Annotated in this window: 19 protein-coding genes and 1 tRNA gene; 11 read left to right on the top strand and 9 right to left on the bottom strand. The window is 62.2% G+C overall.

Translation table 11 applies throughout. The features are described from left to right. Positions 1-546: 546 nt before the first annotated feature. The 4 genes from recJ to NGR_RS18260 form a co-directional block, all read right to left on the bottom strand. Complete coding sequence (gene recJ / locus NGR_RS18275) at positions 547-2,349, bottom strand: single-stranded-DNA-specific exonuclease RecJ (RefSeq protein ID WP_012707956.1); 1,803 nt, start codon at positions 2,347-2,349, stop codon at positions 547-549. A gap of 131 nt (positions 2,350-2,480) precedes the next feature. After that, positions 2,481-3,803 (bottom strand): homoserine dehydrogenase, encoded by a 1,323-nt coding sequence (locus tag NGR_RS18270; RefSeq protein WP_012707955.1) that lies wholly within the window; start codon positions 3,801-3,803, stop codon positions 2,481-2,483. A 73-nt stretch (positions 3,804-3,876) separates the two neighbouring features. Continuing rightward, positions 3,877-5,094 (bottom strand): LL-diaminopimelate aminotransferase, encoded by a 1,218-nt coding sequence (locus tag NGR_RS18265; protein ID WP_012707954.1) that lies wholly within the window; start codon positions 5,092-5,094, stop codon positions 3,877-3,879. Between the two features lie 124 nt (positions 5,095-5,218). Continuing rightward, positions 5,219-5,524 (bottom strand): SHOCT domain-containing protein, encoded by a 306-nt coding sequence (locus NGR_RS18260; protein ID WP_164924303.1) that lies wholly within the window; start codon positions 5,522-5,524, stop codon positions 5,219-5,221. Between the two features lie 109 nt (positions 5,525-5,633). Between NGR_RS18260 and phaC the strand changes: the two genes are divergently transcribed. Genes phaC through radC form a run of 4 tightly spaced genes read left to right on the top strand, consistent with a single transcriptional unit; the run spans position 5,634 to position 9,870 of the window. Further along, positions 5,634-7,478 carry a poly(3-hydroxyalkanoate) polymerase subunit PhaC gene (phaC, locus tag NGR_RS18255; protein WP_012707953.1) on the top strand — a complete coding sequence of 615 codons (1,845 nt, stop codon included), beginning with the start codon at positions 5,634-5,636 and terminating at the stop codon, positions 7,476-7,478. Positions 7,479-7,493: 15 nt separating this feature from the next. Then, on the top strand, positions 7,494-8,249 hold the full coding sequence (gene sfsA / locus NGR_RS18250; RefSeq protein ID WP_164924302.1) for a DNA/RNA nuclease SfsA: 756 nt from the start codon (positions 7,494-7,496) through the stop codon (positions 8,247-8,249). Beyond that, entirely contained in the window at positions 8,243-9,082 is an 840-nt protein-coding gene (gene map / locus NGR_RS18245; protein WP_012707951.1) for a type I methionyl aminopeptidase, read from the top strand. The genes sfsA and map overlap by 7 nt, the downstream gene beginning before the upstream one ends. After that, entirely contained in the window at positions 9,079-9,870 is a 792-nt protein-coding gene (gene radC, locus NGR_RS18240) for a RadC family protein (protein ID WP_012707950.1), read from the top strand. Before map ends, radC begins: the two co-directional genes overlap by 4 nt. Before the next feature lie 101 nt (positions 9,871-9,971). Here radC and NGR_RS18235 read toward each other — a convergent pair whose 3' ends face one another. Both NGR_RS18235 and NGR_RS18230 read right to left on the bottom strand, forming a co-directional pair. Then, the gene (locus NGR_RS18235; protein ID WP_164924301.1) at positions 9,972-10,460 is read right to left on the bottom strand and encodes a GNAT family N-acetyltransferase; all 489 of its coding nucleotides are present in this window, start codon (positions 10,458-10,460) and stop codon (positions 9,972-9,974) included. Positions 10,461-10,588: 128 nt separating this feature from the next. After that, a complete protein-coding gene (locus NGR_RS18230; RefSeq protein ID WP_164924616.1) occupies positions 10,589-11,653 on the bottom strand; it encodes a magnesium and cobalt transport protein CorA in 1,065 nt (354 codons plus the stop codon). Between the two features lie 190 nt (positions 11,654-11,843). On the opposite strand from NGR_RS18230, the gene sthA reads away from it, so the two are divergent. Beyond that, the gene (gene sthA, locus NGR_RS18225; RefSeq protein ID WP_012707947.1) at positions 11,844-13,247 is read left to right on the top strand and encodes a Si-specific NAD(P)(+) transhydrogenase; all 1,404 of its coding nucleotides are present in this window, start codon (positions 11,844-11,846) and stop codon (positions 13,245-13,247) included. A 67-nt stretch (positions 13,248-13,314) separates the two neighbouring features. Here the strand turns inward: sthA and NGR_RS18220 are convergent, their stop codons facing one another. Together NGR_RS18220 and tig are read right to left on the bottom strand one after the other, a co-directional pair. Then, positions 13,315-13,896, bottom strand: a complete 582-nt coding sequence (locus tag NGR_RS18220) for a dienelactone hydrolase family protein (RefSeq protein WP_012707946.1) — start codon at positions 13,894-13,896, stop codon at positions 13,315-13,317. 232 nt (positions 13,897-14,128) lie between these two features. Then, positions 14,129-15,604 (bottom strand): trigger factor, encoded by a 1,476-nt coding sequence (gene tig / locus NGR_RS18215; RefSeq protein WP_012707945.1) that lies wholly within the window; start codon positions 15,602-15,604, stop codon positions 14,129-14,131. Positions 15,605-16,134: 530 nt separating this feature from the next. Here tig and NGR_RS18210 point away from each other — a divergent pair. The 5 genes from NGR_RS18210 (at position 16,135) to trmFO (ending at position 19,954) form a co-directional block, all read left to right on the top strand. Beyond that, positions 16,135-16,217, top strand: a tRNA-Leu gene (locus NGR_RS18210). Positions 16,218-17,131: 914 nt separating this feature from the next. After that, on the top strand, positions 17,132-17,275 hold the full coding sequence (locus tag NGR_RS18205) for a DUF1127 domain-containing protein (protein WP_014328243.1): 144 nt from the start codon (positions 17,132-17,134) through the stop codon (positions 17,273-17,275). 173 nt (positions 17,276-17,448) lie between these two features. Then, complete coding sequence (tnpA, locus tag NGR_RS18200) at positions 17,449-17,883, top strand: IS200/IS605 family transposase (protein ID WP_012706922.1); 435 nt, start codon at positions 17,449-17,451, stop codon at positions 17,881-17,883. Positions 17,884-18,302: 419 nt separating this feature from the next. Then, positions 18,303-18,446, top strand: coding sequence for a DUF1127 domain-containing protein (locus NGR_RS18195; RefSeq protein ID WP_014764283.1), 144 nt, complete (start codon positions 18,303-18,305; stop codon positions 18,444-18,446). An 86-nt stretch (positions 18,447-18,532) separates the two neighbouring features. Next, positions 18,533-19,954: a methylenetetrahydrofolate--tRNA-(uracil(54)-C(5))-methyltransferase (FADH(2)-oxidizing) TrmFO gene (gene trmFO, locus NGR_RS18190; protein WP_164924300.1), complete on the top strand. Its 1,422-nt coding sequence runs from the start codon at positions 18,533-18,535 to the stop codon at positions 19,952-19,954. A gap of 1 nt (position 19,955) precedes the next feature. On the opposite strand, the gene NGR_RS18185 is transcribed toward trmFO, so the two are convergent. Continuing rightward, positions 19,956-20,885 carry a DMT family transporter gene (locus NGR_RS18185; RefSeq protein WP_240545199.1) on the bottom strand — a complete coding sequence of 310 codons (930 nt, stop codon included), beginning with the start codon at positions 20,883-20,885 and terminating at the stop codon, positions 19,956-19,958. Between the two features lie 63 nt (positions 20,886-20,948). Here NGR_RS18185 and NGR_RS18180 point away from each other — a divergent pair, with 63 nt between their 5' ends. Continuing rightward, positions 20,949-21,875, top strand: a complete 927-nt coding sequence (locus NGR_RS18180) for a LysR substrate-binding domain-containing protein (protein WP_012707941.1) — start codon at positions 20,949-20,951, stop codon at positions 21,873-21,875. Positions 21,876-21,916 lie beyond the last annotated feature (41 nt).

Here is a 21,916-nt window from a genome sequence, read left to right as displayed (position 1 = left end):
ATGAATTTTCACCGGCGAGAAACAGTCTTTCTCCTGCCCCGGCCCCAAGCCGCTGGCTTGAGCCCGGCCGGCAGCAAACAGGGGCGATCCATGACATATCACGCTTCGACATTGATGATGGCTTGCGTCTTTATCATTGCGTCGCTTGCCTCATGCACGACCATAACAGGCAGTATCGAATCCGAGCCCGGATCGCATCAGATAGCGGGCCATCCGTACCGGACGTTGAACGATTGTGTCCGCAGGGGTCCCGTTGGGCGATTTGATCTGAAATGCGACGTTCCGTTGCTCGGTTACCGCAACTTCTCCGACCCGACGATCGTGCCGCAGAGCGGAGCACCCGGGGGATTCGCTTTTCAATAGTTGCGGCCCCCCGGCGCCGGGTAATCGCAAGCACCTTACAGCGCCGCGCGTCTTATCAGACGCGCAAAGGGCGCTGTAACACTTTGAATTGCTGCATGTTTTGTCCTTAAATCGAGGTCGGTTTAAGGAGACATGCAGTAGGATCAGGCAAGGCTTGAACGTGTTTTCACGGGCTCGCCGTCATCAGCCGGCCTTCGCCGCGTCCGTCACACGCAGTTGAACCCGGCGCGTACCCTGCCAGAGATCCGCCGAAACCGATCCGGCGACATGGACCGTCGAGCCGCGACTGCCGAGCAGGAAATCGCCGAGCGGCGTTTCCGTCGCCCGGAAGGCGATGCCGTCGACCCTACTGCCGTCGTGGCCCTCGAGCGTCACCTTGATATGGTTGGCGCCGACCTGGCGGCTGTCGCGCAGCCGATGCTGGGGAAAGGCGAAGACCGGCTGCGGATGGGCCGAGCCATAGGGACCGGCCTGGTCAAGAAGGTCGACGAGGTCGAGCGTCGCCCCGGCCGCGGCCAGCGCGCCGTCGAGCTTGAGCGTCTCAACGGCGACGAGGTCGCGCACTGCGCTCTCGGCGCGCTCCTCGAAGAACTGGCGCAATCGCCCGAGCTTGGCTCGCTCGACAGTCAGGCCGGCGGCCATGGCGTGGCCGCCCCCCTTGACGAGAAGGCCGTCATCGACGGCGGCGCGAACGAGCCGACCCATATCGAAGCCGGGGATCGATCGACCGGAACCCGTACCCCGGCCGTTCGGATCGAAGGCGATGGCGAAGGCCGGCCGGCGGAATTTCTCCTTGATGCGTGCCGCAATGAGACCGACGATGCCGGGGTGCCAGTTTTCCCTGGCGGTGATTATGACGGTGGCACCCTCGCCCGTGCCGTATTCCGCCAGCACTTCCGCCTCGGCCTCGGCAAGCATCGCCGCCTCCATCGCCTGCCGCTCGCGATTGAGCTCATCGAGCTGGCTGGCGATCACCTCGGCTGCCGTGGCGTCGTCGAGGGTCAACAGCCGACTACCGAGCGCGGCATCGCCGATCCGGCCACCCGCATTGATGCGCGGCCCGATCAGGAAGCCGAGATGATAGGGCGTGACCGGGCCGCCGATCGCCGCCTTGCGAAGAAGCGCCGCCAACCCATTGTTCCCCATATGCCGTGCGGCGATCAGCCCCTTGACCACATAGGCACGGTTCAGCCCCTTCAGCGGGACGACGTCGCAGACCGTTGCCAGCGCGACCAGGTCGAGCAGCGCCAGCAGATCGAATGAGGCGGCGCGCGGCACGCCCGCCAGGCGCAGCACCCGCAACGTGTTGACGAGCACCAGATAGACGACACCGGCAGCGCAGAGATGCCCCTGGCCCGACAAGTCATCCTCGCGATTGGGATTGACAAGAGCATGGCAGGGCGGAAGCGTCGCCCCCACCTGGTGATGATCGATGACGACCACGTCTACGCCACGTTCGGCAGCGACGGCGAGCGATTCATGGCTGGTCGAACCGCAGTCGACGGAGACGATCAGTCCGGCACCGTTCTCGATCAGCTGTTCGATCGCCTGCGGATTGGGCCCGTAGCCCTCGAAGATGCGGTCGGGAATATAGATCTCGGCCCGGATGTCGAAATGACGCAGGAAGCGCAGCATCAGTGCAGAGGACGCTGCGCCGTCGACGTCGTAGTCGCCGAAGATCGCGACTTTCTCGCCGTGCCGAATGGCGTGGGCGAGCCGCTCCGCCGCCTTGCGGCAATCGGTCAGAACGTCCGGATCGGGCATCAGCGCGCGCAGCGTCGGGTCGAGAAATTGAGCCGCGTCGTCCAGCCCGACACCGCGGCCTGCCAGCACCCGTGCGATGAGCTCCGAATAGCCATGCACCTGGCTGATCGCCAAGGCCCGATTCTGCCCGGCCTGGTCCAAGCGCGAGACCCAACGCTGACCGCTGATCGAGCGTTCGACGCCGAGAAATGCCCGCTCTATCGGATCCGCCAATAGGTTCATGTTGCCTGTCCGCCCGAAGTCCCTCCGTTCTTAGCGAAGATTTCGAGGCGGAAAAACCGGCAGGCCGGGCGCTCCGGCCCGCGACAGGCATGCCAGAGCGGTTTCTCAACAGATTTAATGCAAATGCGCGATCACCAGTCCTTGGGCCGCTCGATGCGGATGACCTGCGGTTCACCGACGAGATAACCCTCGCCCTTGATCGAGACGATCGCCTTGCGCACCGAGGCTTCGTGCGTGGCATGCGTGACCAGGATGATCGTCTTCGGTTCGGCAGGATCCGCATAGTGCTTGGAATGCTGCATGATCGATTCGAGCGAGATGTCGTTCTGTGCCATATGGCCGGCTATGTTGGCGAACACGCCCGTGCGATCGACCACTTTCAGACGGATGAAATATCCGCCCTCGTGGCTCTGCATCCGGGCCTGCTTGTAAGGCAACAGCGCCGTGGTCGGCCGCCCGAAGGCCGGGACGTGCTGGGCGCCCGGTCGGCTCTTGGCGATATCGGCGATATCGCCAAGCACGGCCGAGGCCGTCGCATTGCCGCCGGCACCGGGGCCGACCATCAGCAATTCGCCCAGAATGTCCGACTCGACCGCGACCGCGTTCGTCACGCCGTCGACCTGTGCGATGACGGAATCATAGGGCACCATCGTCGGATGGACGCGCTGCTCGATACCGCTCTCGGTGCGCTGCGCCACGCCGAGCAGCTTGATGCGGTAGCCAAGGTCGGCAGCCGCCTGGATGTCCTCGATCGAAATATTGGTGATGCCTTCCAGGTAAATATCGTCGGCGGCGATCGCCGTGCCGAAGGCGAGGCTGGTCAGGATCGAGAGCTTGTGCGCGGTGTCGTTGCCCTCGATATCGAAGGCCGGGTCCGCTTCGGCGTAGCCAAGACGCTGCGCTTCCTTCAGGCAAGCCTCGAAGGTCAGCCCTTCCCTCTCCATCTTGGTCAGGATGTAGTTGCAGGTGCCGTTCATGATCCCGTAGACGCGCGAAACGGTATTGCCCGTCAGGGACTCGCGGAGCGCCTTGATGACCGGGATACCGCCCGCGACCGCCGCCTCGTAGTTGAGCAGCGCGCCCTGCTCCTCGGCGATGGCGGCGAGTTCGATGCCGTGCTTGGCAAGCAGCGCCTTGTTGGCGGTAACCACATGGATGCCGCGCTTGAGGGCCGCCTTGACCGAGGAATAGGCCGGATCGCCGGCGCCGCCCATCAACTCGACGAAGACATCGATGTCCGCCTCGGAAGCGAGCGCCACCGCATCCTCGAACCAGGCGGCCTTCGCCAGATCGACGCCGCGGTCCTTGCTGCGGTCCCTTGCCGCCACGGCAACAAGCTCGATCGGCCTTCCGCACGTCGTTGCCAGCATCTCATGACGTTCCTGGAGAATCCGCACGAGCGAGGCACCAACCGTCCCCAAGCCCGCAATGCCGATTTTGAGGGCATCTGCCATAGCAAGTTCCTAACATGTAGAAGGCGCCCCGCCGGACTGGCGGGGCCATTGTGTGCGAAGGTCGGCTCTGATCTTACCGATGCGCATTCAACGAGACGACATTGTGCATCGTCTCATCCGCCGTCGACAGGAAGCGCTTGATGTTGCGCGCCGCCTGGCGGATGCGGTGCTCGTTCTCGACCAGCGCCAGGCGGACATAGTCGTCGCCCTGCTCGCCGAAACCGATGCCTGGGGCCACCGCGACATCCGCCTTCTCGACCAGCAGCTTGGAGAATTCCAGAGAACCGAGGTGGCGGAATTTTTCCGGGATCTTCGCCCAGGCGAACATCGTCGCCGGCGGCGGCGGCACTTCGAAGCCGGCCTTGCCGAAGCTGTCGACCATCACGTCGCGGCGGCGCTTGTAGATGTTGCGGACCTCGGCGATGTCGCTGCCGTCGCCGTTCAGCGCCTGGGTCGCGGCCACCTGGATCGGCGTGAAGGCGCCGTAGTCGAGGTAGGATTTCACCCGCGTCAGCGCCGCAATCAGCCGCTCGTTGCCGACCGCAAAGCCCATGCGCCAGCCAGGCATCGAGAAGGTCTTCGACATCGAGGTGAATTCAACCGTGACGTCGATCGCGCCCGGCACTTCCAGGACCGAGGGCGGCGGCACGTCGTCGAAATAGATTTCCGAATAGGCAAGGTCCGACAGCACGATGATGTCGTGCTTCTTCGCGAAGGCGATGACGTCCTTGTAGAAATCAAGCGTCGCGACCTGGGCCGTCGGATTGGACGGATAGTTGAGGATCAGCGCCAGGGGTTTCGGGATCGAGTGCTTCACGGCGCGCTCGAGCGGCGGGAAGAAGCTCTCGTCGGGCTCCACCGAGATCGAGCGGATAACGCCGCCGGCCATCAGGAAGCCGAAGGCGTGGATCGGATAGGTCGGGTTCGGGCACAAAACGACATCGCCCGGAGCGGTGATCGCCTGGGCCATGTTGGCGAAGCCTTCCTTCGAACCAAGCGTGGCGACGACCTGCGTCTCGGGATTGAGCTTGACGCCGAAGCGGCGGGCATAATAGGCGGCCTGGGCGCGACGCAGCCCGGGAATGCCCTTCGACGACGAATAACGATGCGTGCGCGGGTCCTGGACGACCTCGCAAAGCTTGTCGACGATCGACTGCGGAGTGGGAAGATCCGGATTGCCCATGCCGAGGTCGATGATGTCAGCACCGGCGGCTCGCGCGCTTGCTTTCAAACGGTTGACCTGTTCGAAAACATAGGGCGGCAAACGCCGGACTTTGTGAAACTCTTCCATCTCCAGACCTCATTTGGCGCGCGCTTTCACGGGCCTTTTCGGCAATCGCTCAACATGCGCGGGGTGAATGGCCGTCAGTGCGGCTACTCAACGCTTTGCGGCCAAATCACGAGAAAGGCAAGCGCTAATTCTCGATCTGTTTCAGCGCTTCGGCCCCATGCTGTTCGGCGAGCAACTGCAATTCCTTCAGACGGCGCTGATACTCCGCTTCGGAGATGGCGCCGGATTTACGCTGCGCGGCAAGTGCCGTCAGCCGCCCCTGCATGTTTACAGCCTCTTCGTCGGTCATCTGCTGCATGGCGGCAGGTTTCTGCCCATAGACCGAAGGGTAGGTGGCGAGATCGGCCGTCGAATTGCATCCGGCAAGCAGGCCTGCAAGGATCAACCCGGAAATCCGGGAAAGCGAACGCTGGTTTCCGACGACGAGCATGCTGGCGATGACCTCTGTTTTTAAGGGGCGACGATGCGCTAGCCCTTGTAATCATTTTCGGGCAGAATGTAAAAATACAAAACAAACAACGTGCTGTGGAGGACGCCGGGTGACATCAGACAAGGCCGAGGACACCACGGGCAAGGGCGGCTACCCGGGCTTCGATCCCAAATCGGTCGAACCCTACATCGTCAAGGACCCCCAGAACCTGGCCGTCAACCTGGCCCGCGCGGCCGAGCAGATGGGAAAGGCTGCGTCCGCATGGCTGGCGCCGCGGGAGACCGGCGAGAAAAAAGACACCTTCGCAGAACCTGTCTCCGACATGGTCAAGACTCTCTCCAAAGTCTCCGAATACTGGCTTTCCGATCCGCGCCGGACGCTGGAAGCACAGACGCACCTGATGGGGAGCTTCTTCGACATCTGGTCGCGGACATTGCACCGGATGGCCGGCGACAACGTCGCCGAATCGGAGAGCCTCCAACGCAACGACAAGCGCTTTGCGGACGAGGACTGGGTGAAGAACCCGTTCTTCGACTTCGTTCGCCAGGCCTATTTCGTCACATCCGACTGGGCGGAGCACATGGTCGAGGAGGCCGAGGGGCTCGACGATCATACCCGCCACAAGGCCGCCTTCTACGTCCGCCAGATTTCCAGCGCGCTCTCCCCGAGCAACTTCATCACCACCAATCCGCAACTCTACCGGGAGACCGTGGCTACGAGCGGCGCCAATCTCGTCAAGGGCATGAAGATGCTCGCCGAGGACATCGCCGCCGGGCGCGGCGAACTCCGGCTCAGGCAAACGGATACCAGCAAGTTTGCCATCGGCGAGAACATTGCGATCACCCCGGGCAAGGTGATCGCGCAATCCGAGATTTGCCAGGTCATTCAGTATGAGGCGAGCACCGAAACGGTGCTGAAGCGACCGTTGCTGATCTGCCCGCCGTGGATCAACAAGTACTACGTGCTCGATCTCAACCCGCAGAAATCCTTCATCAAATGGGCTGTGGATCAGGGCCACACGGTCTTCGTCATTTCCTGGGTCAATCCGGATGAGCGCCACGCCCAGAAGGGCTGGGAGGCCTATGCGCGCGAAGGTGTCGGTTTCGCGCTCGACACGATCGAACAGGCAACCGGCGAGCGGGAGGTCAATGCGATCGGCTATTGCGTCGGCGGTACCCTGCTCGCCGCCACGCTGGCGCTCCATGCCGCCGAGGGCGACGACCGGATCCGCTCGGCGACACTCTTCACGACCCAGGTGGATTTCACCTATGCAGGCGACCTCAAGGTCTTTGTCGATGACGACCAAATCGAGCAGATCGAAGCCAAGATGAGCACGACGGGCTACCTCGAGGGCTCGAAAATGGCGACCGCGTTCAACATGCTTCGTGCCTCCGAACTGATCTGGCCGTATTTCGTCAACAACTACCTGAAGGGCCAGGACCCCCTGCCCTTCGACCTGCTCTACTGGAACTCCGATTCGACGCGGATGCCCGCCGCCAACCACTCCTTCTATCTGCGCAATTGCTATCTCGAGAACAAGCTCGCGAAGGGTGAGATGGTCCTTGCCGGCCGCAAGATGTCGCTCGGCGACGTGACGATCCCCATCTACAACCTGGCCACCAAGGAAGATCACATCGCGCCTGCGAAGTCCGTCTTCCTCGGCAGCGGGCTCTTCGGCGGCAAGGTCACCTTCGTTCTATCGGGCTCCGGCCACATCGCCGGCGTCGTCAACCCGCCGGACAAGAGCAAATATCAGTTCTGGACGGGCGGGCCCCCGAAGGGCGATCTGGAGGCGTGGTTCGAGAAGGCAAAGGAGACGCCGGGTTCCTGGTGGCCGCACTGGCAGGACTGGACCGAAAAGCTCGACAAGCGGCGCGTTCCGGCCCGCAAGGCGGGTGGGCCGCTCAACTCGATCGAGGAAGCGCCGGGCTCCTACGTGCGCGTGCGCGCCTGAGATACGGGACGCATCGTGAATTTTTCCCGTCCGCTCGTTCCAGCGACGCTTCTCCAGCGTTACAAGCGCTTCCTGTTCGATGCAGACCTTGCCGACGGGACGCGGATCACCGGCTCTTGCCCGAACACCGGTTCGATGCGCGGCCTGACGGCGCCCGGATCGGCAATCTGGCTGTCCGAGCATGACTCGCCGACGCGCAAATATCGACACATGCTGGAAATCGTCGAGGCGAACGGCACGCTTGTCGGCATCAATACCGGGCTGCCGAACCGGATCGCCGAGGAAGCGATCGCCGCCGCACTGGTCAGCGATCTACATACGTACGAAACGCTCCGCCGCGAGCAGAAATATGGGCGCAATTCAAGAATCGACATTCTGCTCAGCGATCCCCAAAAGGGCCTCGCCTATGTCGAGGTGAAGAACGTCCATTTCAGCCGCGCCGAGGCCTTGGCGGAATTTCCGGACAGCCCGACTGAGCGCGGCGCCAAGCATCTCGACGAACTCGGTGACATGGTCGAGGCGGGACATCGGGCGATCATGCTGTATCTTGTTCAAAGAGACGACTGCAGCGCCTTGCGGATATGCCGCGACCTCGATCCGGTTTATGCTCGGGCATTCGAGCGAGCCGCTCAACGCGGCGTCGAAGCCTATGCGATCCGATGTGCGATATCGCCCTTCGAGATCGTGCCGGCCGGAGCGATGATAGTGGACGAACCGGTCGTTGCTGATTTAAGAAAACCGCCTGAAACATCGAAAGTCTTGGAATGGTAACTTATATCGAGGCCGGCGCTGCCCCTTACAAGAACACCGGCGTCATTCGTCTCTACGGGCCGGATGGATTCGAAGGCATGCGCAAGGCCTGTCAGGTGACGGCACGCTGCCTGGACGAACTGGTATCGCGGGTACGCCCCGGCGTGACGACGGAAGAGATCGATCGGTTCGTCTTCGAATTCGGCATGGACAACGATGCGCTGCCCGCGACCCTGAACTATCGCGGCTATACCAAGTCGTCCTGCACCTCGATCAATCACGTCGTCTGCCATGGCATACCGAACGACAAGCCCCTGCGCGACGGCGATATCGTCAACATCGACGTCACCTATGTCGTCGATGGCTGGCATGGCGACTCCAGCCGGATGTACCCGGTCGGCGAGATCAAGCGCGCCGCCGAACGGCTGCTCGAAGTCACCCATGAATGCCTGATGCGCGGTATCGCGGCGGTTCGGCCCGGCGCCCGCACCGGCGCGATCGGCGAGGCCATCCAGATCTATGCGGAATCGGAGCGCTGCTCGGTCGTCCGGGACTTCTGCGGGCACGGCGTCGGCCGCCTGTTCCACGATGCCCCGAACATCCTCCACTACGGCAACGCCAGTGAGGGGCCGGAACTAAAGGAAGGCATGATCTTCACGATCGAGCCGATGATCAATCTCGGCCGGCCGCATGTGAAAGTGCTCTCGGACGGCTGGACGGCCGTGACGCGCGACCGGTCGCTCTCGGCGCAGTACGAACACACGGTCGGCGTTACGGCGAACGGCTGCGAAGTGTTCACGCTTTCACCGGCCGGCCTTTTCATGCCCGGTGTCAGCGCATTGGGCAACGCGTGACGAAGCCTCCCCCTTTTCCCGAACCGGACGACAGCGAGACTGCCGACGAGCGGCAGTTCTTCGCGCAGCAGAAGACACGGAAACTCGACACGGTGGCGACGCTCGGCGGCACCGGCGAGGCGCACTATCACGGTCACCGTGATCGGCTGAGGGCCCGCTATCGGGAACAGGGCGATGCGGCGCTCGCCGATTACGATATTCTCGAACTCATCCTGTTCCGCCTCATTCCCCGCCGCGACACGAAACCGATCGCCAAGGAGCTTCTTGCCCGCTTCGGTACGCTTTCCGGGGTGTTCGGCGCGCCGCAGCATCTGTTGCAGGAGGTCAAGGGCGTCGGCGAAGCTGTCGCGCTGGACCTGAAGCTGATCGCGACCGCCGCGCAACGGACGCTGAAAAGCGAACTCCGCAACAAGCAGGTCCTGTCATCCTGGAGCGCCGTGATCGACTATTGTCACGCCGCAATGGCGCATGAAACGAAGGAACAGTTCCGGATCCTGTTTCTCGACAAGCGCAATGCACTGATTGCGGACGAGGTGCAGCAGCAGGGAACGATCGACCATACGCCCGTCTATCCCCGCGAGGTGGTCAAGCGTGCCCTGGAACTCTCCGCGACCGCGTTGATCCTGGCGCACAATCATCCATCCGGCGACCCGACGCCATCGCGTGCCGATATCGAAATGACCAAGCTGATCGCCGAAGCGGCCAAACCGCTCGGCATCACCGTCCACGACCACGTGATCATCGGCAAGGACGGACACGTCAGCATGAAGGGACTGCGACTGTTCTAGGCTCATACTCATAAACGGTCACGCTTGGTTTCAGCCACCGAGCGGATAGGTACTGCGCGGTCGGCCATATCTCAGATTCGGACGAAGCCGCAGTGTGCCGCTTACCGCCTCGCAAGCATTGGCAAAACCAAGCCCCACTGTGTCTCTTGAGGTGATCCGAACGGTTCGAAACCCAGTTTCTTGTAGACGGCAATCGCCCGTTCATTGGCCGGGTGAGGATCGGTCGCGATAACGGATACACCCACATCGAAGAGAGCCCTCATTCTCGCCCCGATAAATGCTGATCCGTGCCCAACACCGATCATTTCGGGGTCTCCTATGTATTGATCGATTCCCCGCGATCCACTGGGAAGCTTGGCAAAATGGTGATCTTCCCAGCCGTGGACGGTATAGTCCTGCATGAAAGCAAAGGGGCGTTCGGCGGTTGAAACAATCCAACGCGCTACCCGAGGATCAGCCAAGTCTGCTGCATCGTACGGCTCATCCGAGTCCCACCATGCGCGGACATGCGGGTTCGATTGCCATGCTGTAAGCAACGGGAGATCATCCAACGTCGCTTTGCGAAAACTGTATTGGTCGGCCGCCGTCATGTAACAAGCTTAGCACGTCGCTGGCCGGTAGAAACGGACTCTTTGAGACGGATCAAACTAGCGGCGCACGAAGTCTGATCGCGGAGGCGTACCAGGCATTGAACGAGGACCTGCAGTGGCTCCCCTGACTAAAGCCAGCGCGCCCGCCGGAAGAACCGGTAGAGCATCGCGCACAGCCCGAAGATCACCGCCAATACGACGAAATAGCCATAGCGGAACCTGAGCTCCGGCATATCGTCGAAGTTCATGCCGTAGATTCCGGCGATCGCCGTGGGCACCGCCAGGATCGCCGCCCAGGAGGCGAGTTTGCGGGAGATTTCCGTCTGCTCGGACTGGCCGATCATCAGGCTTGCCTCGAAGGTGAAGGCCAGCACTTCGCGCAGTGCGTCGATGTCCTCCTGGACGCGGCGAACGTGATCGGTGACATCTCGAAAAAGCGGCTCCATGGCCGCGTCCATGCCCGGCAGTTCGAGATGCTCGTGGCGGCGGCAGACATCGACCAGCGGGACGACCGCATTGCGCAGCTTGAGCAGATTGCGCCGCATCAGATAGAGCCGCTCGATATGTGCCTTGTCCAACCGGGAGCGCAGCAGACGATCTTCCAGCTCCTCCACCTCCGTGTGGATCGCCTCCACCACAGGCATGTAGTTGTCGACGATGAAGTCGAGGATCGAATAGAGGATGTAATTCTCGCCATGAGCCAAGGCGGCCGGCGACGACTCGCAACGCTGCCTCACCGCCATGTAGGACGTCGACGCGCCGTGACGAACGGAAACGACGTAGCCGCGCCCCACGAAGAGGTGGGTTTCTCCGAAGGCGATCTCCTCCTCGACCATATGGGCGGTGCGGGCCACGACGAAGATCGCGTCACCGTAGATTTCAAGCTTCGGACGCTGATGCGCCTTGCCGGCATCCTCGATCGCCAGGTCGTGCAGGTCGAACTCCTTCTGCACCTGCCGCAACAGGGCCGGGTCCGGTTCGTGCAGACCGATCCAGATTACAACGTTCTCGCGGTTTCGCCACTCTCCCGCCTCTTCGATATGGATGTCGCGAAGGCGCCGCCCGTTCTGGTAGACGGCGGCCGCCACGACGCCCGGCCGATTGCCCGCCGTTCCTTCAACCGCTGGCGCGCCATCATCACCGTGCGCGGCCGGCGAGATATCCGCCGGACCCTTCATCCATTCGAGCGCCATGCCCATCCGTCCTCCTCTTTTCTCGTCGCCGAACGCGGGCAGCATAGCGATATTTGGCATCGGACGCATCCAGGACAGATCATTGCGGCATTGCCACTTCATCAAATCGTCCGATTGACGATATAGGTGTCCCTGCGCGATTTTTGCCGCATCGCAAAAACGATTCTCGCTTGGGCTCAGGGGAACGTTCATGAACCAGTTCGATCTTATCGTCGTCGGCAGTGGCCCGGCCGGCCGCAGAGGCGCAATCCAGGCGGCCAAGCTCGGCAAGAAAGTGCTCGTCATCGAGCAGGGCAAACGCGTCGGTGGCGTATCCGTCCACACCGGTACGATTCCCTCGAAGACGCTGCGCGAGACGGCGCTCAACCTCTCCGGCTGGCGCGAGCGCGGATTCTACGGGCGCTCCTACCGGGTGAAGCAGGAGATCAGCGCCGAGGATTTGCGCCAGCGCCTGATCATCACGCTGAACCATGAAGTCGAGGTGTTGGAGCACCAGTTCGCGCGAAACCGGGTGCAGCACATCCGCGGCAAGGCGAGCTTCATCGATCCGACCACGCTCGAAGTTGTCAAGGACGACGGCGAGAGCCTGCACGTTTCCGGCACCAGCGTCCTGCTTGCCGTCGGCACGAAGCCCTTTCGGCCGGATTATATTCCGTTCGACGAGAAGACCGTTCTCGACAGCGACGAGCTCCTCGATATCCAGGACCTGCCGCGATCGTTGGTAGTCATCGGCGCCGGGGTCGTCGGCATCGAATATGCGACGATCTTCAGCGCGCTCGACACGCAGGTGACGGTGATCGACCCCAAGCCGACGATGCTCGACTTCATCGACAAGGAGATCGTCGAGGACTTCACCTATCAGCTGCGCGACCGCAACATGAAGCTCAATCTCGGCCAGAAAGCCGAGAAGGTGGAGCGGCTCGATGACGGTAAGGTTGCGCTTACACTCGACAATGGCCGCAGGATCACGACCGATATGGTGCTGTTTGCCGCCGGCCGCATGGGAGCCACCGAAGCGCTCAACCTCCCGGCTGCCGGTCTCGAAGCGGACAGCCGCGGGCGCTTGAGCGTCAATCCGGAAACATTCCAGACGACCGTTCCGAACATCTATGCCGCCGGTGACGTGGTGGGCTTTCCGAGTCTCGCCTCGACGTCGATGGAACAGGGCCGCGTCGCAGCGCGCGTCGCCGTCGGCGCCATCGCCAAGGAGCCGCAGAAGTATTTCCCCTACGGCATTTACGCGGTGCCTGAAATCTCCACCTGCGGGCTTTCCGAAGAAGAAGTGAAGGAACGCGGCATCCCCTATGAGTGCGGCATCGCCCGGTTCCGCGAAACATCGCGTGGCCACATCATGGGGCTCGATGCGGGCCTCCTGAAGATGATCTTCTCGCTGAAGACCCGGCGCCTCCTTGGCGTGCACATCATCGGCGAAGGCGCCACCGAACTCGTCCATATCGGCCAGGCGGTCCTGAACCTGAAGGGGACGGTCGAATATTTCGTCGAGAACACGTTCAACTATCCGACGCTTGCGGAGGCCTACAAGATTGCCGGGCTCGACGCCTGGAACCGGATGGGCGAGATCAAAACCGTGTAGTTCTGGCGTAAGCGCAGTCGCGGGACCTACCTTTCGGACTGAGCTCGAACCAAGACGCCGGCATGGATCAAACGCGGTCCAGGAACTCAAGCACGCGGATGGTGAGCAGTGCCGTCGCATCCGCGTCATATGACGGGAGCGAGCTGTCGGCGAAGTAGTGCTGATCGCCGGGATACAGGAAAAGCTCCCCGTCCTCCACCTTCTCCACGATCTCGCGGGCGGCGTCGATGTCGCCCTCGCCGACGAAGATCGGGTCGTTGTCCATACCGTGAATCTGGACCGCGACGCCGTCTGGCCAGGGTCCGAAGGCCCACTCGCCGCTGATCGGCAGGCAAGAGTAGAAGAGCAGGGCTCCGCGGGCTCCGGGCCGTGTCTGTGCCAGCTTCTGCGCCGGCAGCACACCGAACGAGAACCCGGCATAAATGAGCTCGGATGGCAGTTGGTCGGCGACGCGGACGCCGCGCTCCCGCATGTCGTCGAATCCGATCTCACCGATGTAGGCAAGACCCTCATCGATGCTCCGGAACGTGCGTCCGTCGAACAGGTCCGGCGTGTGCACGACGTGACCGGTGGCCCGCAAGTCGTCGGCGAACGCGCGCACACCCGGGGTCAGCCCCTGTGCGTGGTGGAACAACAAGACCTCGGCCATACGGAGCCTCCGGTGGGATGGTCGGGCACGCGTTCGGCCACCCTACAGCGTCATCGTCTCTCCGGGAAGAGTGCGCAGGTGTCGCAGAAACGAAGAACCGGAAGATGGAGCCAGAACAGCGCTTGCGCTCTGGCCGCCGCCTTGCGGTCCGGGCCGCCGACCTCGGCGGCGTTCCTTTTGCCGATATGAAAAGGCCGCCCGGAGGCGGCCTTGAATGTCTGGAGCGTGCCGATTACTCGGCGCTGTCGTCCGCGGCCTTCTTCTTGGCCGGAGCCTTCTTCTTCGGAGCTGCGGCTTCTTCGCCTTCGCCAGCTTCGGCCTTCGCGGCCGCCTTCTTCTTGGCCGGCGCCTTCTTTGCCGGCTTGTCTTCGGCTTCGTCCTCGGCCATCAGTTCGTCCTTGGACACCGTCTTGTCGGTCACCGCGACTTCCGAAAGCAGGTGGTCGACGACCTTCTCCTCGAAGAGCGGGGCGCGCAGCGAAGCGGCCGCGCCAGGCGTGTTCTTGAAGTAGTCGAGGATCTGCTTTTCCTGGCCGGGGAACTGACGCAGCTGCTCGAACAGCGAGCGCTGCATTTCGTCGTCGCTCACCTGGACGCCGGCCTTCTCGCCGATCTCGGAGAGAACGAGGCCGAGACGAACGCGGCGCTCGGCGAGCTTGCGGTACTCGGCGCGGGCCTCTTCTTCCGTCGTATCCTCATCGGCGAAGGTCTTGCCGGCCTGCTCGAGGTCGGTGTTGATCTGGCGCCAGATGTTCTCGAATTCGGCGTTGACGAGGCGCTCGGGCGTTTCGAACTGATAGAGCTCGTCGAGCTGGTCGAGAAGCTGGCGCTTGACCTTCTGGCGGGTGACCGAGCCGTACTGGCTTTCGATCTGGCCGCGGACGATTTCCTTCAGCTTGTCGGCCGATTCGAGGCCGAGCTTGGTTGCGAGCTCGTCGTTGATCTCGATCGGAGCGGCTGCTGCGACATCCTTCACGGTGATGTCGAAGGTCGCTTCCTTGCCGGCGAGGTTGGCGGCCGGATAATCGGCCGGGAAGGTAACCGTGATGGTCTTCTCGTCGCCGGCCTTGACGCCGACGAGCTGTTCTTCAAAGCCGGGGATGAAGCGGTTGGAGCCGAGCACCAGTTCGGCGTCCTCGTCCTTGCCGCCGTCGAAGGCGACGCCGTCCACCTTGCCGAGATAATCGATAGTGACGCGATCGCCGTTGGCGGCCTTGCCCTTCTTCGATTCATAGGTGCGGGCGCTTTCGGCGATGCGCAGGATCTGTTCGTTGACTTCGTCCTCGGCGATCTCGACGACTTCGCGGGTGACCTTGATGCCGGTCGCATCCTTGAGCTCGATCGCCGGGATGATCTCATAGGCGAGCGTGAATTCGAAATCGGCTTCGGCCTTGAGGATCTTGTCGGCTTCGGCCTCGTCCTCGGTCATGGCGACCTCAGGCTGGGTGGCCGACTTCTCGCCGCGGCTCGTCAAGATTTCAGTCGGCTTGTCCCGGACGATCTCGTTGACGAGTTCGGCCATGATCGACTTGCCGTAGACCTTCTTCAGGTGCGCAACCGGCACCTTGCCGGGGCGGAAGCCGTTGATGCGGACGCGGTCCTTCACGTCGGCCAGGCGCTCGTTCATCCGAGTTTGCATTTCATCGGCCGGGATTACGACCTTGAGTTCGCGCTTCAGCCCTTCAGCGAGCGTTTCGATAACCTGCATGTTCAAACCTTCACTTCACGTTGAGAGTGCTCTTGCCCCGAAAGGCCTGGCGAGCACTTGAGCCGATCCATTTGCCGGGAGTGGCTTTACGCAATTCCGCGACCGTTTTGCAAGCAAAATGGCATTTTGCCTGCCCTCCTCACCGTCGAATACCGACATATGGCCGCGATATCGTGCCGGTCCGACGCGCGAGACCTGCGGCTTCTCGCCTTCGCCACGCAATGCCGGCCTACCAGAGGACAGTGAATTCAATCACTTAACCACGACCGCCAGGTCGCTCTCGACAAGGCGTCACGAAGCCATCGCACATTTCGCGGTGTGTCACGGGCGCCAAATACACCCGATGGCCGCCGAATGGCAAGTATTTCCGATGCGGGAGTCGCCTGGAGTTCCCGGCGGCGCCGGCGGCGTCACATATCGACAAAGCGGCAGAACCGCACGCCCCGCTCCGAGCCGCCGCCCGCCGCCGCCACGCAAGACTTGCCAAAATGCCCGTCATTGTTCTACAGGCTTCGCAAGCCCCCTCCGTTGCCCGGTTGGTGGAATTGGTAGACACACTTGGTTTAGGTCCAAGCGCGAGAGCATGGGGGTTCGAGTCCCTCACCGGGCACCATCGTCGCCGATCGGGCGGGGTGTGGCCGCGGCGATGCTCGCCACTTCTACGCTTGGGTACCGCGACGCGTCCTCATATGCCGATCGCAACAACCGATCTGCGCGAGATGCACATCTTCCATGCCGATATCGCACTGCACAAGTCCGCTCGGCCGCACTATATTCAAGACATCAAAAGGCGTCGGCGGTGAAGAACCAAAGGGCCCGCGGATTGGTCTCCGCCCAGACTTCCGAAAGACCCGAGCCGAAAGCTCGACGGAATTCGAAACAGCGCACTCCTCCTCCCAGCGCTGTTTCGATAGGATTGGCAACACTCCTCCTCCCGGTTGCCAATCATTCTTATGACGCCCGCCGGATCTCCTCCCTCGGCGGGCGTCGTTCGTTTTCGCAGGTGCGAAATACCCTTCCCTGTTTCGTGAGCGGCGCTGAGCAAATTGCCCGGTTTTGAAGCATTCTTTGTGGGCGCGAGCCCTCAGCCATGCATCCAGCGCATATGTGCCATTCCGCAGTATCCCTACACAAATTAGGGGTCCGGGCTTATCTTCAGAGCATCGGTCGGCAGCGCACTCCTCCTCCCAGCGCTCCCGATACGGATTGGCGACAACTCCTCCTCCCGGTTGCCAATCAGAACAGGCAACGCCCGCTGGACCTCCTCCCCCAGTGGGCGTTGTTTTTTGCGCCGTTCCAGCAGCATTTCAATCCTTGTCTCCTAGCCCCTGGGGACAGTTCGACCTGCGCCGCCTGCCCATGGATTCAGACTGGATTACTGGCCGACCGAGGCTTGCAAGGCTTGCATGGGTGCGATGCAGCATCGTCTCTGTTTTCCGCGCTCAAAACGATTATATTCAGAGCCATAAGATGACGGCCAGCATGAGAGATAGAGCGCTGGCAAACGACCCTGAAAGGAATAGGATCATGAACCTCGCACGTTCTTTCAACAACTGGCGCAAGTATCGTCAGACCTGCAGCGAACTCGGCCGCATGAGCGACCGCGAGCTGAACGACCTCGGCATCGGCCGCTCCGACATCCCGTACGTCGCTCGCCAGGCAGTCAAGTAAGCGACACGACAGGTACAGTTTCAAAACGCCCGCCGGCCCCGCCGGCGGGCGTTTTTCGTTGTAAGCAAAATAAACCTCCACCTCCGGTGGAGGACTGGACGCGTTCTACATTGTGATTGAGAGACCTCCGTGCTTGGACCGCTAGGCTGGCCGAGACATAGAACGGAGGTTTTATGGATGAACGATCGCAATCACACGCGACGTGGGACTGCAAATACCATGTGGTCTTTTCAAGTAAATACCGAACGAAACGTCTTTACGGTGACTTGCGCCGTGAATTGGGTGACCTTTTGCATCGGCTTGCTCTGCAAAAGGATTGCCGGATCGAGGAAGGGCACCTTATGCCCGACCATGTGCATATGCTGATCTCGATCCCGCCGAAGTACTCGGTGTCGCACATTGTGGGCTTCCTGAAGGGCAAGACAGCCCTTTACGTGGCCAACAAATATGCCCGCAAGCGGCGCTACAAAGGCTATCACTTTTGGGCGCGTGGGTACTTCGTCTCAACGGCTGGCTATGATGAGCAGGTCGTCAGACGCTATATCCGTAATCAAGAAAAGGCCGACAAAGCTTCCGACTTTGCCGACCTCTTTAACCGTAGCTACTAACTTATAGCAAAACCGCTTCTAGCGGTTCAAGCGCAGCGTTTCAAACCTCCACCTCTGGTGGAGGTCATGACTTGCGGAGATCCCTAATTTGAAGAGACGGGGCGGCGTCGCTTTGTTGCACTGCGAAATCGGCCCACAATTCCGCCTAGCCGGTTTCCGCTTCGCGAAAGCGAAGGCGACGGGAAACCGCGGTGAAACAAGGCCGGCCCCGCACGGCGTTTGGGACCTTTGATCTGCCCTTGTGACATTGATGCATTTTCGGGCTTCCTCTTCCCCCTGCCCAGCAAATCATCGATGCAGTGCACAAATGCATAGCAGATGCATTTTCTTTGCACTCCACCTTGCAATTAGACAGGCGTATAAGAACCTCAACGACGCAGACAAATCACTGTCGCGCCCAACTGATCTGAGGAACGACCATGAACCCCATTCGCATTGCAAAGAGCTGGATCAACTACCGCCGCACTGTCGCCGAACTCGGCGGCCTTTCGAACCACGCGCTGAGCGATATCGGCATCACCCGCTACGATATCCGCAACATTGCGGCCCGTTCCTTCCGTTAATCGGAACGAAGCCTGGACTTCAAAGACGGCGCCCAAGGGCGCCGTTTTTGTTGGAAGCGCGGAATGGCTGTGGTAGGAAGCCGCGCATGGACAAGACGACCTCTCCCTATTCACCCATTCATGTCGTAGGCGGCGGGCTTGCCGGCTCGGAGGCCGCCTGGCAGATCGCCGAGGCAGGCGTCCCGGTCATCCTGCACGAAATGCGCGGGGTGCGCGGCACGGACGCGCACAAGACCGACGGCCTCGCCGAACTCGTCTGCTCCAACTCCTTCCGTTCCGACGATGCGACCAGCAATGCGGTTGGCGTGCTGCATGCGGAAATGCGCCTTGCAGGCTCGCTGATCATGCGGGCCGCCGATCACAACCAGGTGCCGGCCGGTGGCGCGCTGGCCGTCGACCGGGACGGCTTCTCGCAGGCGGTCGGCGCCCAGATCGAAAGCCACCCGCTGATCTCCGTCGTCCGCGAGGAAATAGACGACCTGCCGCCGCGGGAGTGGGACCTGGCGATCGTCGCCACCGGTCCGCTCACCGCCCCCGCGCTCGCCGAAGCGATCCGCCGCGAGACCGGCGCCGACGCGCTTGCCTTCTTCGATGCCATAGCGCCGATCGTCTACACCGAGACGATCGACATGGACGTATGCTGGCATCAGTCGCGCTACGACAAGGTCGGCCCCGGCGGCACGGGCAAGGACTACATCAACTGCCCGATGACCGAGGTGCAGTACAACGCCTTCGTCGATGCGCTGATCGCCAGCGACAAGACCGGCTTCAAGGAATGGGAAGGCACGCCCTATTTCGATGGCTGCCTGCCGATCGAGGTGATGGCGGAGCGCGGCCGCGAGACGCTGCGCCACGGCCCGATGAAGCCGATGGGGCTGACCAATGCCCACAATCCCTCGGTCAAGCCCTATGCCGTCGTCCAACTGCGCCAGGACAATGCGCTGGGCACGCTCTACAACATGGTGGGCTTCCAGACCAAACTGAAGTACGGCGCCCAGACGGACGTTTTCCGGATGATCCCGGGGCTCGAGAACGCCGAATTCGCCAGGCTCGGCGGCCTGCACCGCAACACCTACATCAACTCGCCGATCCTGCTCGACGGCTCGCTGACGCTGAAATCCCGGCCTGGCCTGCGCTTTGCCGGGCAGATCACCGGCTGTGAGGGCTATGTGGAGAGTGCCAGCATCGGCCTTCTCGCCGGGCGGTTTGCCGCAGCCGAGCGCAAGGGTGAAAAACCGTCGCTGCCGCCGGCCACGACGGCCTTCGGCGCGCTCCTCAATCACATCACCGGCGGGCACATCGTTTCCGACGACGAACCCGGCAAGCGCTCGTTCCAGCCGATGAACATCAATTTCGGGCTGTTTCCGCCACTGGAGGCGGGCGCCCTCACCAAGCCGGAAGGTGCGAAGCGCTTCCGCGGCAAGGAGAAGGCAGTGGCCAAGAAGCAGGCGACGTCAGCACGGGCGCTCAAGGACTGCGCCGCGTGGCTGGCTCACGAAACAGCGTAAATCAGCCCTCTACCGGAACCGCCTCCCTCTTGTCGGTCGAATCGATGCGCGCCGCCTGCTTCCGGCCGAGAGAATTGACGACGATTACCCCTGACAGAATCAGCAGCCCGCCGATCACCGTCACAAGAGCCGGCGTTTCCCCGGCGATGGCCCATGCGATCAGCATGGCGAGGGGCGCGACCAGGTAGAGCAAATTGCCTGAGCGGGCGACTCCGAAGTATCCGAGCGCATAGACCCAGCATGCAAGGCCGATCGCCGTCGGGAAAACCCCGAGAAAGATGGCCCATGCGACCGTCGCGGTGGATGCCGTCTGCATCTGCGTCGCGGCCTGCGGCAGCCACGGAGACAGGGCGAGCGCCGCCACGATGAAGGTGACGGCCGCTACGTACAACGCGCCATGACGCAGTGCCAGTCCGCGTTGCAGGGTGAAGCCCGCCGCCGAGCACAAGGCTGCGGCCAGAACCAGGGGTGCTCCTGTCCCCAACGTGATGCCGCCGGGCTGGGCGGCAGCAATCAGGCCGACGCCGACGACGCAGGCCAGCATGCCGGCCCATGCCCATGCGGTGAACCGCTCCTTGAGCAAGAACACTGCGAATGCGGCCATCCAAAGCGACTCCGTCTTGACAAGGAAGCCGGCTGCTCCAGCAGAGACTGTCTCCTGGCCGAGATTGAGAAACACGCTGTAGCCCACGCCAGAAACGATGCCGCAGGCGATGCAAAGGGCGAGATCGGCCAGCGGCATCATGCGGGGGCGCGCCGATGCCAGCCAGATCACGGCAAATGACGCCGCGATGGCAAACCGCACCGATGCCAGCGGCAAGGGATCGATCTCCTTGGGGGTCAGGGTAATCGCGGGAAAGGCGGCCGCCCAGACGAAAATCGTCGTAGCGACCGAGAGGGTGGGAATCAGGGGAAAGGTGGACTTGGTCATAGCGACTGAATAGAACAACGTCATGCCTTGACATAGACCACCACACGGACATGAAGTGTGAGAATGGATCACAGCTCATATTGGCGCAATCTTCCATCCCTGGATGCTCTGCGCGCCGTGCTTGCTTCCGAGCGCACCGGCTCGTTCTCCCGCGCCGCCGATGACCTCGACATCACCCATGGCGCCGTCAGCCGCAGGGTTGCCGCCGTCGAACAGTGGGCCGGGATGCCCCTGTTCGAGCGGCACGGGAGAGGTGTTCGTCTCACGACACAGGGGCAGCATCTTGTACGCCTGCTGCAACAGGGGCTCGATACGATCGGTAGCGGCGGCGCAGAATGGCGGGAAAGCAAACTGCCCGAAGCGATTCGCGTCAGCGTGCTGCCGTCCTTCGCGCGGCTGTGCCTGCTTCCCAACCTCGCCGTGCTGGAAGGCTCTCCACCCGACCTGCGCATCGATCTCGACCTCGACCATCGATTCGTCCCGCTGGACGAGATTGACGTCGCCATTCGCTACGGCCGGGGCCCCTGGAAGGATGGATCGGCGACGGCGCTGTTCGAGGAAAGGCTCTTTCCCGTGGCATCGCCTGGGATTGCGGCTGACTTGGGAGACTGCTTCTCGGTCGACAACCTTCTGGCACTTCCGCTGATCCACGATGCCTATCCGGACGCATGGCGGCTGTGGCTCGCGGAGCACGGGTGCCGCTATCACCTTCGTCCCCAGGACCGGTGCTTTCCCGACTACGATCTCGGTCTTCAAGCCGCGGCAGCGGGGAGCGGCGTCGCACTCATGCGCGAGCCCTATGGGGCCTCGTTTCTGAACTGCGGCAGCCTTGAGAGGCTTGGCGGGCATACGGTCGTAAGCCCCCTGCATTTCTGGGTGGTGACCGGATTTGGAGCCAGACGGCGTGGGGTGCAGTCGTTCACCGCCCGCCTCCTGGAGTTGGCGCGGTCCGGCAGGCTGACGCTACCGAGTATGAAGGGCGGTGCATAGACGAGGAGCTTACAGCCCGTCGTCAAACTGTTTGAGCCCCG

This window comes from Sinorhizobium fredii NGR234 (assembly GCF_000018545.1).
In the GTDB taxonomy this organism is placed as follows: Bacteria; Pseudomonadota; Alphaproteobacteria; order Rhizobiales; family Rhizobiaceae; genus Sinorhizobium; species Sinorhizobium fredii_A.
This window is presented reverse-complemented; position numbering and strand designations above follow the sequence as displayed.

Bases quoted from the DNA above. Each gene is read 5' to 3' on its own strand.
- NGR_RS18235 (WP_164924301.1), bottom strand. From the start codon at position 10,460: ATGACGGCGGCCGACCAATACAGTTTTCGCAAAGCGACGTTGGATGAT.
- tig (WP_012707945.1), bottom strand. From the start codon at position 15,604: ATGCAGGTTATCGAAACGCTCGCTGAAGGGCTGAAGCGCGAACTCAAG.
- NGR_RS18205 (WP_014328243.1), top strand. From the start codon at position 17,132: ATGAACCTCGCACGTTCTTTCAACAACTGGCGCAAGTATCGTCAGACC.
- trmFO (WP_164924300.1), top strand. From the start codon at position 18,533: ATGGACAAGACGACCTCTCCCTATTCACCCATTCATGTCGTAGGCGGC.
- tnpA (WP_012706922.1), top strand. From the start codon at position 17,449: ATGGATGAACGATCGCAATCACACGCGACGTGGGACTGCAAATACCAT.
- NGR_RS18260 (WP_164924303.1), bottom strand. From the start codon at position 5,524: ATGCTCGTCGTCGGAAACCAGCGTTCGCTTTCCCGGATTTCCGGGTTG.
- NGR_RS18265 (WP_012707954.1), bottom strand. From the start codon at position 5,094: ATGGAAGAGTTTCACAAAGTCCGGCGTTTGCCGCCCTATGTTTTCGAA.
- map (WP_012707951.1), top strand. From the start codon at position 8,243: ATGGTAACTTATATCGAGGCCGGCGCTGCCCCTTACAAGAACACCGGC.
- NGR_RS18195 (WP_014764283.1), top strand. From the start codon at position 18,303: ATGAACCCCATTCGCATTGCAAAGAGCTGGATCAACTACCGCCGCACT.
- recJ (WP_012707956.1), bottom strand. From the start codon at position 2,349: ATGAACCTATTGGCGGATCCGATAGAGCGGGCATTTCTCGGCGTCGAA.
- sthA (WP_012707947.1), top strand. From the start codon at position 11,844: ATGAACCAGTTCGATCTTATCGTCGTCGGCAGTGGCCCGGCCGGCCGC.
- NGR_RS18185 (WP_240545199.1), bottom strand. From the start codon at position 20,885: ATGACCAAGTCCACCTTTCCCCTGATTCCCACCCTCTCGGTCGCTACG.
- NGR_RS18220 (WP_012707946.1), bottom strand. From the start codon at position 13,896: ATGGCCGAGGTCTTGTTGTTCCACCACGCACAGGGGCTGACCCCGGGT.
- NGR_RS18180 (WP_012707941.1), top strand. From the start codon at position 20,949: ATGGATCACAGCTCATATTGGCGCAATCTTCCATCCCTGGATGCTCTG.
- NGR_RS18230 (WP_164924616.1), bottom strand. From the start codon at position 11,653: ATGGCGCTCGAATGGATGAAGGGTCCGGCGGATATCTCGCCGGCCGCG.
- NGR_RS18270 (WP_012707955.1), bottom strand. From the start codon at position 3,803: ATGGCAGATGCCCTCAAAATCGGCATTGCGGGCTTGGGGACGGTTGGT.